General features: G+C 72.3%; 16 protein-coding genes. 11 read left to right on the forward strand and 5 right to left on the reverse strand.

Features of this window, described 5'->3' with window-relative positions; genetic code table 11:
• Positions 1 to 55: 55 nt before the first annotated feature.
• Complete coding sequence (map, locus tag IEY33_RS02715) at positions 56 to 838, reverse strand: type I methionyl aminopeptidase (protein WP_188960656.1); 783 nt, start codon at positions 836 to 838, stop codon at positions 56 to 58.
• 104 nt (positions 839 to 942) lie between these two features.
• Here map and IEY33_RS02720 point away from each other — a divergent pair, with 104 nt between their 5' ends.
• Entirely contained in the window at positions 943 to 2,811 is a 1,869-nt protein-coding gene (locus IEY33_RS02720) for an N-acetylmuramoyl-L-alanine amidase (RefSeq protein ID WP_188960657.1), read from the forward strand.
• 74 nt (positions 2,812 to 2,885) lie between these two features.
• On the opposite strand, the gene trpA is transcribed toward IEY33_RS02720, so the two are convergent.
• The 3 genes from trpA to gluQRS form a co-directional block, all read right to left on the reverse strand.
• Complete coding sequence (gene trpA, locus IEY33_RS02725; protein ID WP_188960658.1) at positions 2,886 to 3,704, reverse strand: tryptophan synthase subunit alpha; 819 nt, start codon at positions 3,702 to 3,704, stop codon at positions 2,886 to 2,888.
• Positions 3,701 to 4,954, reverse strand: a complete 1,254-nt coding sequence (gene trpB / locus IEY33_RS02730) for a tryptophan synthase subunit beta (protein WP_188960659.1) — start codon at positions 4,952 to 4,954, stop codon at positions 3,701 to 3,703. Before trpB ends, trpA begins: the two co-directional genes overlap by 4 nt.
• A gap of 76 nt (positions 4,955 to 5,030) precedes the next feature.
• Positions 5,031 to 5,939: a tRNA glutamyl-Q(34) synthetase GluQRS gene (gene gluQRS / locus IEY33_RS02735; RefSeq protein WP_229670701.1), complete on the reverse strand. Its 909-nt coding sequence runs from the start codon at positions 5,937 to 5,939 to the stop codon at positions 5,031 to 5,033.
• A gap of 100 nt (positions 5,940 to 6,039) precedes the next feature.
• On the opposite strand from gluQRS, the gene IEY33_RS02740 reads away from it, so the two are divergent.
• The 6 genes from IEY33_RS02740 (at position 6,040) to IEY33_RS02765 (ending at position 11,706) form a co-directional block, all read left to right on the forward strand.
• Positions 6,040 to 6,567, forward strand: coding sequence for a MarR family winged helix-turn-helix transcriptional regulator (locus IEY33_RS02740; protein WP_188960661.1), 528 nt, complete (start codon positions 6,040 to 6,042; stop codon positions 6,565 to 6,567).
• Positions 6,564 to 8,384 carry an MDR family MFS transporter gene (locus IEY33_RS02745; protein WP_229670702.1) on the forward strand — a complete coding sequence of 607 codons (1,821 nt, stop codon included), beginning with the start codon at positions 6,564 to 6,566 and terminating at the stop codon, positions 8,382 to 8,384. The genes IEY33_RS02740 and IEY33_RS02745 overlap by 4 nt, the downstream gene beginning before the upstream one ends.
• Positions 8,385 to 8,470: 86 nt before the next feature.
• Positions 8,471 to 8,920: a hypothetical protein gene (locus IEY33_RS02750; RefSeq protein WP_188960662.1), complete on the forward strand. Its 450-nt coding sequence runs from the start codon at positions 8,471 to 8,473 to the stop codon at positions 8,918 to 8,920.
• Complete coding sequence (locus tag IEY33_RS02755) at positions 8,917 to 9,180, forward strand: hypothetical protein (protein ID WP_188960663.1); 264 nt, start codon at positions 8,917 to 8,919, stop codon at positions 9,178 to 9,180. The genes IEY33_RS02750 and IEY33_RS02755 overlap by 4 nt, the downstream gene beginning before the upstream one ends.
• Positions 9,181 to 9,296: 116 nt before the next feature.
• Positions 9,297 to 10,751: an alpha-amylase family glycosyl hydrolase gene (locus tag IEY33_RS02760; RefSeq protein ID WP_188960664.1), complete on the forward strand. Its 1,455-nt coding sequence runs from the start codon at positions 9,297 to 9,299 to the stop codon at positions 10,749 to 10,751.
• Between the two features lie 118 nt (positions 10,752 to 10,869).
• Positions 10,870 to 11,706 carry a zinc-dependent alcohol dehydrogenase gene (locus IEY33_RS02765; RefSeq protein WP_229670703.1) on the forward strand — a complete coding sequence of 279 codons (837 nt, stop codon included), beginning with the start codon at positions 10,870 to 10,872 and terminating at the stop codon, positions 11,704 to 11,706.
• 9 nt (positions 11,707 to 11,715) lie between these two features.
• On the opposite strand, the gene IEY33_RS02770 is transcribed toward IEY33_RS02765, so the two are convergent.
• Positions 11,716 to 11,982: a hypothetical protein gene (locus IEY33_RS02770; RefSeq protein WP_188960665.1), complete on the reverse strand. Its 267-nt coding sequence runs from the start codon at positions 11,980 to 11,982 to the stop codon at positions 11,716 to 11,718.
• Positions 11,983 to 12,056: 74 nt separating this feature from the next.
• Between IEY33_RS02770 and IEY33_RS02775 the strand changes: the two genes are divergently transcribed.
• The 4 genes from IEY33_RS02775 to IEY33_RS02790 are packed head-to-tail and all read left to right on the forward strand — an operon-like array spanning position 12,057 to position 15,710.
• Positions 12,057 to 12,761, forward strand: coding sequence for an HAD-IA family hydrolase (locus IEY33_RS02775; RefSeq protein ID WP_188960666.1), 705 nt, complete (start codon positions 12,057 to 12,059; stop codon positions 12,759 to 12,761).
• Positions 12,758 to 13,780, forward strand: a complete 1,023-nt coding sequence (locus IEY33_RS02780) for a dipeptidase (protein WP_229670704.1) — start codon at positions 12,758 to 12,760, stop codon at positions 13,778 to 13,780. The genes IEY33_RS02775 and IEY33_RS02780 overlap by 4 nt, the downstream gene beginning before the upstream one ends.
• On the forward strand, positions 13,777 to 14,688 hold the full coding sequence (locus IEY33_RS02785) for a C40 family peptidase (protein WP_188960667.1): 912 nt from the start codon (positions 13,777 to 13,779) through the stop codon (positions 14,686 to 14,688). Before IEY33_RS02780 ends, IEY33_RS02785 begins: the two co-directional genes overlap by 4 nt.
• The gene (locus IEY33_RS02790) at positions 14,685 to 15,710 is read left to right on the forward strand and encodes a dipeptide epimerase (protein WP_188960668.1); all 1,026 of its coding nucleotides are present in this window, start codon (positions 14,685 to 14,687) and stop codon (positions 15,708 to 15,710) included. The genes IEY33_RS02785 and IEY33_RS02790 overlap by 4 nt, the downstream gene beginning before the upstream one ends.
• The last annotated feature ends 8 nt before the right edge of the window (positions 15,711 to 15,718 follow it).

Consider the following 15,718-nt stretch of genomic DNA (forward strand, 5'->3'; position numbering starts at 1 on the left):
GGGCAGACAGGGCAGCCCGGCATGGTGTCACGCCGGGCTGCCCTGCTGCGTGCCGTCAGGCGAGCGCGGATTTCAGGGGCAGCGTCAGGATGTCGTACCCGGTGGGCGTCACCACCAGCGTGTGCTCGAACTGCGCGCTGGGCTTGCCGTCTGCCGTCACGACCGTCCACCCGTCCGGGAGGAGTTTCGTTTCCTTGCGGCCGAGGTTGATCATCGGTTCGATGGTGAACACCATGCCCGCCTGCAGCACGAGGCCCGTCCCGGCCTTGCCGTGGTGGTACACGGTCGGTTCCTCGTGCAGGTTCTTGCCGATGCCGTGCCCGGTGTACTCGCGCACCACGCCGAAGCCGCGGTCCTCCGCGATCTTCTGGATGGCGGCGCCCACGTCGCCGAGGCGCGCGCCGGGCCGGACCTGTTCGAGGCCCGCGTCCAGGCAGTCGCGGGCCGTGTCCACCAGCTTGCGGACCTCCGGCGTGACGTTGCCGACCGTGTACGTGTAGCAGGCGTCGCCGTACACGCCGCCCATCTTCACGCCGATGTCCACGCCGATGATGTCTCCCTCCCGCAGCTTGCGGGGACTGGGAATGCCGTGGCAGATGACCTCGTTGATGCTGGCGCAGATGGTGGCCGGGAAGGGGTTGTTGCGCGGCCCGTACCCGATGTACGCGGGAATGGCGCCGCGCGAACGGATGAACGCCTCGGCGATCTGGTCGAGTTCCTGCACGCTGACGCCGGGCTTCACGTACGGTTCGAGCACCTGGAAGGTCTCGGCGACGAGGGCACCGGCGCGGCGCATCGCTTCGATCTCACGGGGGGTTTTGAGGGTTGTTCTGGCCATAATGCCGTCACGCTACCACGCTCGCTCGGGCGGGCAGAAGGAGCTGGGACGGATTTGGCCCGGCGTGCGTGGCAGGGCGGGCGGGAATGCTCTAGCGTCTGGGGGTGAGACGCGCCTCCCTCTGCCTGCTGCTCGCCCTGGCGTTCACGTCCGCTGCCTCACGGGGCGCGCTCGCTCAGGGCGTGCCGGTCTCGCCCGCACCAGTGACCGCCCCGGCTGCCCCGGCCCCGGCGGCGGACGTGAACGGCGCGTTGTTCGTGGCGTACCCGAAGAACGGCGCGGTGGTGGCCTTCGACCACGTCATCTTCGAGGGAAGCGTGCGGCCCGGCGCGACCCTGAGTGTGAACGGCCGCCCCGTCCCGGTGGGGCCGGACGGGCTGTTCAGCGAGTGGCTGCCGCTCGCGCCGGGCGTGAACGCGCTCACGCTCGTCAGCGTGCTGAACGGCGCGGGCACGACCCTGCGCTTCACGGTGACGTCCAGGGTGCCCGCACGGCTCGGCAGCGTGCCCGCAAGGATCGTGCCGGGCAGCGCCACCCCGGACGGCGCGTGGGTGCGGTACGCGGGCGCGGCCATGCTGCCGGAGGACCGGCGGGTGACGGTGGCGTTCCGGGGGTCGCCGGGCGGACGGGCGATGTTCTGGGCGGGGAAACGCGGCCCCTTCCTGATGCGGGAGTCGGGCGCGGGACGGTACGAGGGCGGCTTCACGCCCGGAACGGCGGACGGCACGGGCGTCCGGGTGCGGTTCCTGCTGATCGCGCCGGACGGGTCGCGGGCGCAGGCGACCGCGCAGGGCACCCTGAGCGTGCAGCCGGGACCGAGGTTCGCGGAGGTCACGGCGCCCGACCCGGGCCGGGGCGTGAACCCGTCCCTGGCGGGCTGGTCGCCGGTGGGCGGCATGAACCTCGTGTACCCGCGTCAGGGCGTGCGCTTCCCGGTGCTGGGCGAGCAGGGCGGGTACTACCTGACGCGCCTGCCGGGCCTGCCGCTGCTGGAGGTGACGCGCGGCACGGCGGCCCTCCTGCCGCCCGGCACGCCGGACGTGCGCGCCACCACGGGCACGCCGTCCCTCACGGACGAAGGGTCGCACGCGGCGCTGCGCCTGCCGCTCGGGGCGCGCGTGCCGTACCTGCTCACGCAGACGCCGGGCGGGCTGACCGTCACCGTGTACGGCGCGGCAGGCGACGCGGGCGCCCTGAACGCCGTCCCGCTCACGGACCCGCTCGTGCGCCGCGCCATATGGACCGGCGGGACGGGCGGCACGCCACTCACGGCGACGCTGGACCTCACGGCCCGCCAGCAGTGGGGGTACGACGCCGTGTACGACGGCACGGACCTCGTCGTGCGCCTGCGCCGACCGCCCCCGCCCCCGCAGGACGCGTCCCTGCCGCTTGCGGGACGCGTGATCGTGGTGGACCCCGGCCACGGCGGCACCGAGACCGGCGCGGGCGGCGCGCTGCGCGTCAACGAGGAGGACCTCGTGCTCGACATCGCCGCCCGGGTCGCGGCGGGCCTGCGCGCGGCCGGTGCAGACGTCGTCACGACGCGCGACACCGACGTGACCGTGCCCCTGTACGACCGGCCCGTCCTGGCGGAAACGGTGGACGCCGACCTGCTGCTCAGCGTGCACGCCAACGCCCTCCCGGACGGCAGCGACCCGCGCGGGCGGCGCGGCGCGGGCGTGTACTGGACGAACCCGCAGGCCCTCCCGCTCGCGCAGTCGATCCTGCGGGCCATGACCGGCAACGCCGCCCTCGCCGCGCTGGGACAGCCGGGCGACGACGGCACGCACCTCGCCGACCTCGCCCTCACGCGGCCCAGCGCGCAGGTGTCCGTGCTCGTCGAGACGGCGTACATGACGGACCCCGGCAACCTCCGCTCCCTGATGAGCACCGCGGGCCGCCAGGGGTACGCGGACGGCATCGTGCAGGGCGTGCTGGACTTCTACCGCGCGTCCTGGCAGGCCGCCCCGTAACGCCAGCGTCGGGGGCGGCCGGACCTGAGTCCTGGCCGCCCCCGAGCGGGTTCTGTTTCCGTCCGTCAGGCGGCTCAGCGGTCCTTGCGGCAGCCGCTGCGGATGTCGTCGGCGAGGGCGCCGAGGTCCTGACCGTGCTGGACGGCGGCGATGAAGGCGCTGCCCACGACGACGCCGTCCGCGTCCGCGTCGACGGCGACCTTGCGGGCGGTGGCGGCGTCCTTCACGCCGAAGCCGACGGCGACGGGCAGGCGGGTGTGCTGGCGGGCGAGAGCGACGAGGGCGGGCACCTCGTTTAGGGCGCCGCCGTCGCGGGCGCCGGTCACGCCGGTGACGCTGACGGCGTACACGAAGGCCGTGCAGGCTTCCGTGACGATCTGCACGCGGGCGGGCGTGCTGGTGGGCGCGATCAGGAAGGTGAGGCCCAGGCCGTGGCGGGTGGCGAGTTCCCTGATCTCGTCGTCCTGGTCGGGCGGCAGGTCGGGGAGGATCAGACCGTCGACGCCCGCTTCGCTGGCGAGACGCATGAATTCCTCCGGGCCGACGGCGTACACGGGGTTGATGTACGTCATGACGAGCAGCGGCACGTCGGTGGTGGGGCGGAGTTCCTTCACGAACTGCAGGGTGCGGCGCGTGCTGGTCCCGGCGGCGATGGCCTGCTCACCGGCCTTCTGGATGACGGGGCCGTCACCGAGCGGATCGGAGTACGGGAGGCCGATTTCGAGCAGGTCGGCGCGTTTCAGGAGTTCCTGCGCGATGGCCGGGAAGCGGTCCTGGTCGGGGTAGCCGGCCGTCATGTACGGGATGAGGGCGGCGCGGCCTTCCTGCTGCGCGCGCTGGAAGGCGGCGTGGATGCGCTGCACGCGGGTGGGGATGTCGGTGGTGGCGGTCATGCCTGTGCTCCTTCGAGGCCCTGCACGCCGCGCAGGAGGCGGGCGACTTCGGCGACGTCCTTGTCGCCGCGTCCGGAGAGGTTCACGACGATGGTTTTGCCCTCGCCGAGTTCGGCGGCGACCTTCATGGCGTGGTGTATGGCGTGCGCGGTTTCCAGGGCGGGGATGATGCCTTCCTCGCGGGCGAGCAGTTGGAGGGCTTCGAGGGCCTCGTCGTCCGTGACGGGGACGTATTCGGCCATGCCGTTCACGCTGTAGTAGCAGTGTTCCGGTCCGATGCCGGGGTAGTCGAGGCCCGCGCTGATGCTGTGCGCGGCGATGATCTGCCCTTCGGGGTCGTTCAGGAGGTACATCATGCTGCCGTGCAGCACGCCGACGCGGCCTCCGGCGACGCTGGCGGCGTGCCGTCCGGTGTCGACGCCTTCACCGGCGGCTTCGGTGCCGATGAGGCGGGGGCGCTGGTCTTCGGGGAGGTACGCGAAGGGCGCGAAGATGCCGATGGCGTTGCTGCCGCCGCCGACGCAGGCGATGATCGCGTCGGGCACTTCGCGGCCTTCGAGGGCCTGGTGCTGCCATTTGACTTCCTCGCCGATGACGCTCTGGAAGTCGCGGACCATGGCGGGGTACGGGTGCGGGCCGACGACGCTGCCGAGGATGTAGAAGGTGTCGCGGACGTTGGTGACCCAGTCGCGGATGGCTTCGTTGGTGGCGTCCTTGAGGGTGCTGGTGCCGCTGGTGACTTCGTGGATCTCGGCGCCGAGGAGCCGCATGCGGAAGACGTTGAGGTTCTGGCGGCGGATGTCTTCGGCGCCCATGTACACCACGCAGTCCAGGCCGAGCAGGGCGCAGGCGGTGGCGGTGGCGACGCCGTGCTGTCCGGCGCCGGTCTCGGCGATGATGCGTTTCTTGCCCATGCGTTTGGCGAGGAGCGCCTGTCCGAGGCAGTTGTTGATCTTGTGGGCGCCGGTGTGGTTGAGGTCTTCGCGCTTCAGGTAGATTTTGGCGCCGCCCGCTTTGCGGGTGAGGTTCTCGGCGAGGTACAGGCCGCTGGGTCGGCCGACGAATTCCCGCAGGAGGGTGTCGAGTTCCTGCAGGAAGGCGGGGTCCTGGCGGGCGGCGGTGTACGCGGCTTCGAGTTCGTCGAGGGCGGGGATGAGGGTTTCGGGGACGTAGCGTCCGCCGAAGCGGCCGTAGCGGCCGCGTGCGTCCGGGAGGGGGTACTCCGGGATCAGGTGAGGGGTGTGGGTCATGCCCTGAGGGTACGCCTGCCACCTGTGGAGACGCCAGGACAAACTTAGACAACTGGTATAGATCCAGTGATCTGGCTTACAAGTTGGGTGGGGGTGGGGTCGGCACGGCATCCGGAGTTGCGGCCCGGTCCACCACCTGCGCACGGTACGCGCCCAGCGCTTCCGGCACGCCGACGCTCTCTCCCACCGGCCACCCCAGCGAGGCGAGCAGTTCGGCCCGCAGGCGTGCCGGGTCCTGCCCTCCCTCGCGCAGTGCCTGCACGCTGGGCGCGCCGCCGCGCTTGGCGAGGCGTTCGCCGCGGTAGTCCGTGAGGAGCGGCACCTGCCAGTAGCGGGGCGCGGCGTACCCGAGCGCCCCGGCGAGCGCCGCCTGCCTCGGCATGGCCGCCTGCAGGTCCTGGCCGCGCAGCACGTCCGTCACGCCGGTCAGGGCGTCGTCCACCACCACCGCGAGGTGGTAGGCGTACACGCCGTCGTTTCGCCGCAGCACGAAGTCTCCCGCGTCCGTCTTCAGGGTCTGGCACACCTGTTCGCCCGTCCAGTGGTCCGGCACGCACACCCGCGCGTCCGGGGTGTGCCAGCGCCGCGCGGCGGGCCGGGCCGGGTCGTGGCCGTGCAGGCAGGTGCCGGGGTACACGGGTTCCGGGCCGTGCGGCGCGCCGGCGGCGTCCTGCATGGCGGCCAGCACCTCGCGGCGCGTGCAGGTGCAGGGGTAGGTGGGCAGGCGCGAGAGGGCGTGCGCGTAATGGTGCTGGCGGTCGGACTGCCGCGTTTCGCTGTCCCAGTCGAGGCCCAGCCAGGCGAGGTCGCGGCGGGTGATGTCGTAGGCGGCGGGGCGGACGCGGCCGGTGTCGAGGTCCTCGAAGCGCAGGTGGAAGTCGCCGCCCACGCTTCTGGCCTGCAGCCAGGCGAGGAGCGCGGTGCGGAGGTTGCCCAGGTGCATGGGTCCGGTGGGGCTGGGGGCGAATCGGCCGACGACCTTCACGTTCCGCAGTGTAGAGCGGCGGGGGTGGGGAGGGCGGCATGAAGTTCCGATTGAAATACTTCCACTTGAAATAGTTCCATCTGGAGAATACAGTCGGGGCATGGACGCTTCCCCTCCCACCCCACCGCCCACACCGGACCCCGCACACACCGGGCCGGATCACGCGGACACCGGCACCGCCGACCTGGGCAGCGAGGCCCTGATGCTGCTCGGCCGCATCAGCCGCCTGAACCGCCTCTTCACGGCCGCCATCAGCCCGGTCCTCGAACGCGAACTCGGCCTGAGCACCAAGGACATCATGGTGTTCGGCGCCGTCGCGCGCGGCCACACCCAGCCCGGCCAGATCAGCGCCATGCTCGGCACGCCGCCCCCCACCACCAGCCGCCTCCTCGAACACCTCACCGAGGCCGGATACCTGGAGCGCAGCGGCGTCCCCGGCGACCTGCGCAAATGCCAGATGAACCTCACCGAGCACGGCCAGCAGACCCGCCAGAAGGCCCTCGCCGTTCTCGGGGACACCGTCGCGCAGGAACTCGTCCGCGCCCGCATCCCGCAGGAACGCCTGCACGGCACCCTCGAAGAACTCCGGCAGCTGGAAGTCGCCCTCGGCATCAAGGAGTACGCGTGAGCGCCCCCGCCATCCCGGCCCCCGGCGCCGCGCCCACCATGACGCACCGCGAGAAGATGCTCGCCTTCAGCGGAGTGCTGCTCGTGCTGTTCCTCGCCTCGCTGAACGGCACGGTCGTCGGCACGGCCCTCCCGCGCATCATCGCGGAACTCGGCGGCCTGAACCTCTACACCTGGGCGTTCACGGCGTACATCCTGTCGCAGACCGTCACCATCCCCATCTACGGCAAGCTGAGCGACATCTACGGCCGCAAGGTCATCCTGCTGTTCGGCATCGTGATGTTCATGATCGGCTCGGTGCTCGGCGGGTTCAGCCAGAGCATGATGGAACTCATCGTGTTCCGCGCCGTTCAGGGCATCGGCGGCGGCGCCCTCATGAGCATGGCCTTCGCCGCCATCGGCGACATCTTCACGCCCATCGAGCGCGGCAAGTACCAGGGCCTCACGGGCGGCGTGTTCGGCGTGTCGAGCGTCGTCGGGCCGCTCATCGGCGGGTTCCTCACCGACCACCTCAGCTGGCGCTGGGTGTTCTTCGTGAACGTGCCGCTCGCCGTGGTCGCGTTCCTGTTCATCGTGCGCTTCCTGAAACTCCAGACCATCCGCGTCAAGAGCAGCGTCGATTACCTCGGCGCGGTCCTGCTCGTCGCGTTCGCCGTGCCGCTCCTGCTGGCCCTCACGTGGGGCGGCAGCACGTACGCCTGGGGCAGCGCCGTCGTCGTGTCGCTCCTGGCGGGCTCCGCCGTGATGCTCGCCGCGTTCGTGTGGTGGCAGGCGCGCACGCGCAGCCCCATCCTGGAACTCGCGCTGTTCCGCAACGCGACGTTCACGGTGTCCAACATCGCCGGGTTCCTGAGCATGGCGGGCATGTACGGCGCGATCCTGTACCTGCCGCTCTTCATGCAGAGCGTCAAGGGCGTCAGCGCCTCGAACTCCGGCATCGTCCTCGCGCCGCTCATGCTGGGCCTCGTCGTGACGAGCACCCTGGCCGGACAGATCGTGTCGCGCACCGGTCGGTACAAGGGGTTCATCCTGGGCGGCCTCGTCCTGATGACCGTCTCGCTGTTCTTCGGGAGCCGCCTGACGCCCGCCACGTCCACCAGCACCGTCGTGTGGCTGATGGTGGTGCTCGGCATGGGCCTCGGACCGACCAGCAGCCTCTTCACCCTGGCCGTGCAGAGCAGCACCGAACGCAGCAAGCTCGGCATGGCGACCAGCGCCAACCAGTTCTTCCGCAACATGGGCAGCACCATCGGCGCGGCCGTGTTCGGCGCCATCCAGACCGCGCACCTCGCGCAGATTCCCGCACAGCTGCCCGCCGTGGCCCGCACCCTCCCCCGCCCGCTCGCGCAGGCCGCCGCGAACCCCAACGTGCTCAGCAACCCCGAAGCGCTCGCCAGGGTCCACCCGCTCGTGTCGGGCGTGATCGGCGAGTCCGGCTTCCAGGCCATCGTGAACGTCCTGAAGTCGGCCCTGTCGGGCGCCGTCGCCGAGGTGTTCCTGCTCGCGTCCGTGCTGTCCCTGGTGGCGCTGCTCGTGACCGTGATGCTCCCGAACCTGAACATCCGCGACGCGGCCCGCAAGGTCGCGCCCGCCGTCCACACCAAGCGCAGCCCCAGCACCGAACGGCAGCTGGCGGGCGTCCTGCTGCTCGACATCGCCCGCCGCGTGACGCGCGAACCGGAACGCTTCCCGCACCTCAGCCGCGCCGTGGCGGACCTGTCCCCCGACCACGACGCGGCCAGCGCCGCGCGCGACCTGCTGCTGCCCGTCGCGCGCCGCATCCTGAGCGAACAGGACGCCGCGCCCGCCACGGACTGACCCGGCCGGACGCAGCAGCCACCGCTTTCCGGCACCCCGCCCTCTCACCGGCCACCCCGCGGCCCTCACCCCAGGAGTTCACCTTCATGACGAAGTACCTTTCCGGCCTCACCACCGCTTTCCTGTCCATGCTGCTCGGCGCGTGGCTCATGGCGTCCCCCTTCTCCGTCGGCGGTCAGTCGGGCGGCGACTGGAGCGGCCAGACGCAGGTCGAGTTCTGGACGGGCCTCGCCGTGCTGCTCGTCGCGGTCGCCGCGCAGATCGCGTACGGCATGGGGCTCGCACAGGACCTGCGTGACCGTGGCCTCGTGCAGCCCCGCGCGGCCGCCCCCGCCGAGGCGGCCCCCATGCCCGCCCCGGACCCCGAACCGCGCCTGGAGGACCTGCTCGCGCCGCTCATCACCGCCCTGCAGCGCGACCTGCACCCGCAGGACGACGCCTCCCGGCAGCCCGCGCAGACTCAGCCGCAGATGCAGGCCCGCCCCCTGACGCCCGCCGCGGGCGCCGCCCCCCACACCGACCGGAGGAACCTGTGAATCCCAAAGGACTGACCGGCATCGCCCTCAGCGTCGTCCTGGCCCTGCTGGGCGCCTGGACGCTCTTCTCGCCCTTCATGACCGCTCATCAGGACGCCGCGCTCGCGTGGACGGCCGCCACCCGCAGCGACGTGTGGACCGGCGCGGTCCTGCTCCTGCTGAGTGCCGCGAGCGTCCTCGTGAGCGGCGCCGCGCACCTCGGCGGGCTGGAACGTGCTGCCCGCACCCGCAGTGACGGGGACGCCGACCTGACCGTCTGAACCCCCACAACCCGCACCCAGGAACGCCCGGACCACTGCCGTCCGGGCGTTCCCTTATGCCCGCGGCAAGCCCCGCGCACGGCGTCCCCCGGGGGCGTTTGCCGCATACTGACCGCATGCACCGAACCCTCGCCGTGGCGCTCCTCCTGGGCGGCCTCAGCCTCGCGCAGCACGCCGCGCCCGCCCCTGCCGACTGGGAAGGCCAGATCATCTACCAGGTCATGCCGGACCGCTACGTGAACGGCGACCCCGGCAACGACGGTGGTGCGAACCCCGGGGACCCGCAGGCCCGGCACGGCGGGGACCTGCGCGGCCTGGACGCCCACCTGCAGGACGTGCAGGACCTCGGCGCGACCACCGTGTGGATCACGCCCGTCTCCCGGCAGGTGCCGGACGTGAACGGTATGGCCCCCTATCACGGGTACTGGCCGCAGGACTTCCGCAGCGTCGACCCGCACCTGGGCACCCTGCAGGACTTCCGGAACCTGACCGCGCACGCGCACCGGCTGGGCCTGAACGTCATGCTCGATCAGGTCATCAACCATTCCGGGTACGGCGCGGACGCCGTGAGTGCCCACCCGGACTGGTTCCATACGCCCGCCGACTGCCAGCGCGCGGCGGGCACGCAGAAGGACACCGACTGCCCGCTCTCCGGCCTGCCGGACCTGAACCAGACGGTGCCCGCCGTGCGCGACCTGCTGTTCGGGAACGCGGACTTCTGGCGGACGCAGGGCGTGGACGCGTACCGCTACGACGCCGTGAAGCACGTCGATCAGGCGTTCCTGAAGGCACTCGTGACGCGCGACCGGGCCGCCGGGACCTTCACGCTCGGCGAGTCCTTCGGCGCGGACGCCGACACCGTCAGGCAGGGGCAGGAGCTTGGGCTGTCGAGCCTCTTCGAGTTCTCGCTTCAGGCGGCGCTGCGCCAGGGCATCATGGGCGGCGGCAGCCTGAACGGCGTCCGCAGCGTCCTCGTACAGGACGCCCGCATCCCGCACCCCGGACTGACCGCGAACTTCCTCGACAACCACGACCTGCCCCGCTTCGCGAACGGCACGCTCTTCGAGGACCAGGGACAGGCCCGCACCCGCTACGCCCTGCGCGCCCTGATGACCCTGAAAGGCATTCCCGTCCTGTGGCAGGGCACCGAGATCGCCCAGCGGGGCGGCGCGGACCCCGACAACCGCCGCGACCTGCCCGCCCGGAACGCGTGGACGCCCGCCCAGCAGGACGTGTACGCCACCGCCCGCGACGCCGTCCACGTCCGCCGGGCCAGCGCCGCCCTGTCACGCGGCGACCAGACGCTCCTGCCCGTCCCGGACGCCAGCGCGGACGACCTGCTCGTCTTCACGCGCCACGCGGACGGGGAGAAGGTCCTCGTCGCGTGGAACAACGCCCGCGAACGCCGCACGTACTCCCTGCGGACCACCCTCGCGGCCCGCACCCTGACGGCCAGCAGCTTCACGGACCCCGGCGGGAAGGCGCAGCGCGCCGCCCTCAGCGTCAGCGGCGGCTACCTGCACCTCAGCCTCCCCCCGCAGGACGCGGCGGTCTTCCGGCTCGGAGAGTGACGTGGGACCCGGGGCTCTGGCACTGCATGTCTCTGGTGTGCGGGAGTTGAGTTGGCTGCACGTACCGCTCGCGCCGCCCGGTCCGGGTCAGGTGCATGTGCAGACCACATGCAGCGCAGTGAGTGTCGCGTCCGAGCTCGGCGTGGTGGTCGGGCGTTCGTCCGTTCCCTTCCCGGTCCGATTGGGGTATCAGACGCTCGCGGTGGTGCGGGAGGTCGGCGAGGGTGTGACCCTGCGACGCGGTCAGCGGGTCGTGGCGATGTACGGGCACGCGAGTGCAGCCGTGATGAGTGCCGCGCGCTGCCTGCCGGTCCCGAATCATGTGCCGGACCTCGTGGCACTGGCTGCCGTGCTGGGCGAGGAGACGCACAAGGGCGTCCGGAAGATTGCGCCGAAGCCGCACGAGCACGCCCTGGTATCGGGGGCGGGGCTGATCGGTCTGCTCACGACATTCAATCTGGTGCGGCGCGGACATCAGAGGGTGACGGTCGTGGACCCCGATGCCGGGCGACGCGCGCTGGCCTCAGCGCTCGGCGTGAGGGCGCTGCATCCCTCCGACCTGTCGGACCTGGGGGCCTTCGCACAGGTGGGGTTCGAGTGCAGTGCCAGCCCGGACGGGTTCACGGGCCTGCTGGAGGCCTTGACGCCCGGCGGCCGGGCGTGCGTGCTGAGCGACGGCAACTGGGGAGCGTTGACATTATCGCCAACATTCCACGAACGGGAGCTGTGGGTGGTGGGGTCCAGTGACGGTGAGGACTACGCCGGGTACGCCCGCTGGCTGTGGCTCCACGCGGACCCCTGGCTGGAGGGACTGTTTGCTGAGGTCGTGACGCCTGCCGCGCTGCCCGGCACCTACCGGCGTCTGGAGGATTGGCCGAGGCCGGTCAGCGTGGTGGTCGACTGGACGCGCGGCCTCCCCCCACAGGACGCGGCGGTCTTCCGGCTCGGAGAGTGACGGAGGTGATCAGGCGTCGTCCGGGTCGGTGTCGTTCGGATCGGTGTCGTTCGGATCGGGGAGCTGGCTGGTCACGAGGTTCACGAGGTCCTGCGCGTCCCTGAGCACGATGTCACTCTCGGTCTCGCCGAGGCCGCTTTCCAGCAGGAGGCGGCGGACGAGGTCGATGGCGGCGGCCGCGGCGGCCTGCGGTTCGCTGCCTTCGAGGAGGGCGAGGCGCAGGTTGACGACGGCGAGGTGACTGGCGAGGGCCTGGGTGAGTCCGGCGAGGGTCATGCGCTCAGGCTAGCCCGCGCGGGCTTGGCCGTGCGTTCACGGTGCGCGCGTGGCGGTGGGCTATCCTCTCCTGCATGACTGATGTGCAGGCCGTTTCCCGCCCCGCGACGCGCGTGCGGGGTGTGTTGTTCGATCGCGACGAGACGATTGCGTACACGGATACCGGCGTGTACCGCGAGGTGGCCGTGTGGGCGGCCCGCGAGTACGGGCTGGACCCGCGCGTGGTCGGTCAGGCGCTGCAGGCGCAGTGGGCGGCGCAGGAGGACCCGGCGCAGGTGGGCGGCTGGTGGGGCCTGAGGTCCGAGGCGGACGAGGCGGCGTACTGGGAGCGGTACGCGCAGGAGCTCGCGGCGCGGCTGGACCTGCCCGCCGAGCGGCTGGGGCTGCTGCTGCAGGAGTGGCCGTACGAGCGGTACATGAAGGCGTACCCGGCGGCGCGCGGGGTGCTGGAGGCGCTGCGGGCGCGGGGCGTGAAGGTGGGCGTGCTGAGCAACACCCTGCCGAGCATCGGGGTGACGCTGGACGCGATCGGGCTGGGTGACGTGGTGGATGTCGCGATCGCGTCGTGCTCGCTGGGCGTCCACAAGCCGGAGCGGGACGCGTACCTGCGTTCGGCGGACCTGATGGAGCTGCCGGTGCAGGAGATCCTGTTCGTGGACGACAAGCCGGAGAACGTGACGGCGGCGCGGGAGGCGGGCATGCGCGCGGCACTGATCGACCTGCGGCACGGAACGCCGGGCGCCCTGCATGACCTGCGTGACGTGCTGGAGCTGGTGTGACGGGCGGGGTGCTGTTCGACGGGCATCTGGACCTCGCGTGGAACGCGCAGCTGGGCCGGGACCTGACGCTGGACCTCGTGGCGTTGCGGGCGCAGGATCCGGTGGCGGGTCAGACGGCGGGCGTGTCGTTCCCGGAGTTGCGGCGGGCGGGCGTGGCGGCGTGTTTCGGGACGCTGTTCGCGTGCCCGGCGAGCGACGATTACCCGCAGGGGTACGAGCAGGACGGCCGGGACGACTGGAAGGGCGCGCGGCGGCAGGCGCTCTGGCAGCTGGACCAGTACCGCCGCTGGCAGGATGACGGGCTGGTGCGTCTCCTGACGACGGCGGGCGAGGTGAGCGCGCACCTGCGGGACTGGGATGCGGGAGCGCCGGGGCCGCTGGGCGTGGTGCTGCTGATGGAGGGCGCGGACCCCATGCGGAGCGCGGACGACCTGGACTTCTGGGTGCGGGCGGGCGTGCGGCTGGTGGGTCCGGCGTGGGGGCGGACGCGGTACGCGGGCGGGACGGACGCGCCGGGGCCGCTCACGGAGCGGGGCGTGGAGCTGCTGACCGCGATGCGCGAGTCGGGCGTGACGCTGGACGTGTCGCACCTGGACGACGCGGCATGGGAGGAGGCGCTGCGCCTGCAGCCGAAGGTGGTGGCGACGCACGCGAACAGTCGTGCGTTCGTGCCGGGCAACCGGCACCTGTCGGACGGGATGGCGGGCGCGGTGGTGGAGCGGGGCGGCGTGATCGGGCTGGTGGCGCTCAGCACCTTCATCCGGGCGGGCTGGGACGAGGGGGACGCGCGGGTGGAGCTGCGCGAGTGGGCGGCGCACGCGCGGCACTACGGGGAGACGTTCGGGTGGGCGCACGTGGGGCTCGGCACGGACCTCGACGGGGGCTTCGGGGTGGAGAAGGCCCCGGCGGGCGTGGACCGGTACCTGGACGTGGAGCGGCTGGCGTCGTTCCTGCCGCCGGAGGCGTGGGACGGCGTGCGGGGCGGCAACTGGGCGCGCTGGGCGGGGGAGCACCTGTGACGCCCGACACGCGGGTGCAGGCGGTGAGCGTGGAGCGCGGCGTGGTCGAGTCGGCGCTCGCGGACCGGTTCCCGGACCTGCGCGTGCTGGAGGCGCGGGCCGCGTGGGCGGCGGGCACGGTGAGCGTCCGGGCGCGTCCGGCGTTCTCGGCGGCGCAGGTGACGGAGGCGCTGCACGGGGAAGCATTGGAGGTGCTGGAGGTGCTGGACGGCGGGTGGTCGTGGGTGCGGACCGTGCATGACGGGTACCTGGGGTACGTGCAGCCGGGCGCGGCCCTGACGGACCGGGTGCCGGAGCAGGCCGTGACGGTGCGCGTGCCGAGGTCGCACGTGTACGCGGGGCCGTCCATCAGGGCCCTCACGCTGGAGCGGGTCGCGGCGGGCGCATCGCTGCCCGCGCTGGACGCGGAACCGGTCCTGCACGGCGAGTACCGCTGGTGGCGGGTGGAGGTGCGGGGTCAGGAAGCGTTCCTGCACGAGGCGGCGACCCTGCCCTCCAGCTGGGAGGTGAGCGGGGACCGGCTCGCGGCGTTCCGGGAGGCGTACCTGAACACGCCGTACGTGTGGGGCGGGCGCAGTGCGTGGGGGCTGGACTGTTCGGGCCTCGCGCAGCTGTGGGCGGGCCGGGACGCGCCGGACGCCGCAGGACCGCCGGGGCGCAGCGTGCTGCCGCGCGACGCGGACCTGCAGCGCGCGGCGACGCGGCCCGTGACGCTCCCCCGGCCCGGTGACCTCGCGTTCTTCGAGGGGCACGTGGGCATCATGCTGAACGACCGGCAGATGCTGCACGCCAACGCCACGCACCTGCGCGTGACGGTCGAGACGCTCGGCGAGGGCGCGTACGGCCGCAGGCTCGCGGACGGCCTGCTGGGCTTCGGGCGACTCCCGGACCGCGCGGGGACGCCGTGAGCGTCACGCACGAGACGCTGGACCTGCACACCCGGCAGCCGTTCGGGATCGCGCGCTGGACGCACAGCACGTACCCCCGGACCTTCGTGACGTTCACGCGGGACGGCGTTTCGGGCCGGGGCGAGGCCGCGCCGAACGCCTTCTACGGCGAGACGGGCACGACGGTGCAGGCGGTGCTGCCGTCCATGCTGGAGGCCCTCACGGACCCCTGGGACTGGGACGGGCTGAGCGCGCGGCTGGGCGCGGTGTTCCCGCACCATCACCCGAGCGTGAAGTGCGCGCTGGAGATGGCGGCCGTGGAGTGGTGCGCGCGGAGTGCGGGCGTGCCGGTGTGGCGTCTGCTGGGCCTGTCGGCGGACGCGGCGGTGCCGGAGAGCAGTTTCACGGTGTCGCTCGCGGAACTGCCGGTCATGCGGGAGCAGGCGCGGGCAGCGGTGCGGGACGGGTACGGGGTACTGAAGGTGAAGCTCGGCACGGACCGGGACGCGCGCATCGTGGAGGCGCTGCGCGAGGAGGCGCCGGGCGTGGCGCTGCGCGTGGACGCGAACGCGGCGTGGTCGCGGCACGAGGCGCGCCGGATGCTGGAGGTGCTGGATGCGGCGGACGTGGAGTTCGTGGAACAGCCGCTCGCGGCCGGGGATCTGGAGGGGCACCGCTCACTCCGGCGCGTGGCGCGCGTGCCGATCATGGCGGACGAGAGCCTGCATCACGTGTCGGACGTTCCGGCGCTCAGCGAGGCCTTCGACGCGGTGAACCTGAAGCTCGCGAAGCTCGGCGGGCCGTTGCAGGCCCTGCGGGCCCTGCGGACGGCGCGGGCGCTCGGCATGAGCGTGATGATGGGCTGCATGATCGAGAGCAGTCTGGGCATCGCGGCGGCCGCGCATCTCTCGGGCGCATGCGACTGGGCGGACCTCGACGGGGCGCTGCTGCTCTCGGACGATCCCTTCGTGGGGCTGCAGTGGTCGGCGGGACGACTGGAGCGCCCGGCCGCGCCCGGCTGGGGCGTGGAACGCGGGGCGTGACGCGTGCC

Origin of the sequence: Deinococcus aquiradiocola (assembly GCF_014646915.1) — a bacterium.
Classification (GTDB): Bacteria; Deinococcota; Deinococci; order Deinococcales; family Deinococcaceae; genus Deinococcus; species Deinococcus aquiradiocola.

Bases quoted from the DNA above. Each gene is read 5' to 3' on its own strand.
- map (WP_188960656.1), bottom strand. From the start codon at position 838: ATGGCCAGAACAACCCTCAAAACCCCCCGTGAGATCGAAGCGATGCGC.
- trpA (WP_188960658.1), bottom strand. From the start codon at position 3,704: ATGACCGCCACCACCGACATCCCCACCCGCGTGCAGCGCATCCACGCC.
- trpB (WP_188960659.1), bottom strand. From the start codon at position 4,954: ATGACCCACACCCCTCACCTGATCCCGGAGTACCCCCTCCCGGACGCA.
- IEY33_RS02740 (WP_188960661.1), top strand. From the start codon at position 6,040: ATGGACGCTTCCCCTCCCACCCCACCGCCCACACCGGACCCCGCACAC.
- IEY33_RS02750 (WP_188960662.1), top strand. From the start codon at position 8,471: ATGACGAAGTACCTTTCCGGCCTCACCACCGCTTTCCTGTCCATGCTG.
- IEY33_RS02760 (WP_188960664.1), top strand. From the start codon at position 9,297: ATGCACCGAACCCTCGCCGTGGCGCTCCTCCTGGGCGGCCTCAGCCTC.
- IEY33_RS02770 (WP_188960665.1), bottom strand. From the start codon at position 11,982: ATGACCCTCGCCGGACTCACCCAGGCCCTCGCCAGTCACCTCGCCGTC.
- IEY33_RS02775 (WP_188960666.1), top strand. From the start codon at position 12,057: ATGACTGATGTGCAGGCCGTTTCCCGCCCCGCGACGCGCGTGCGGGGT.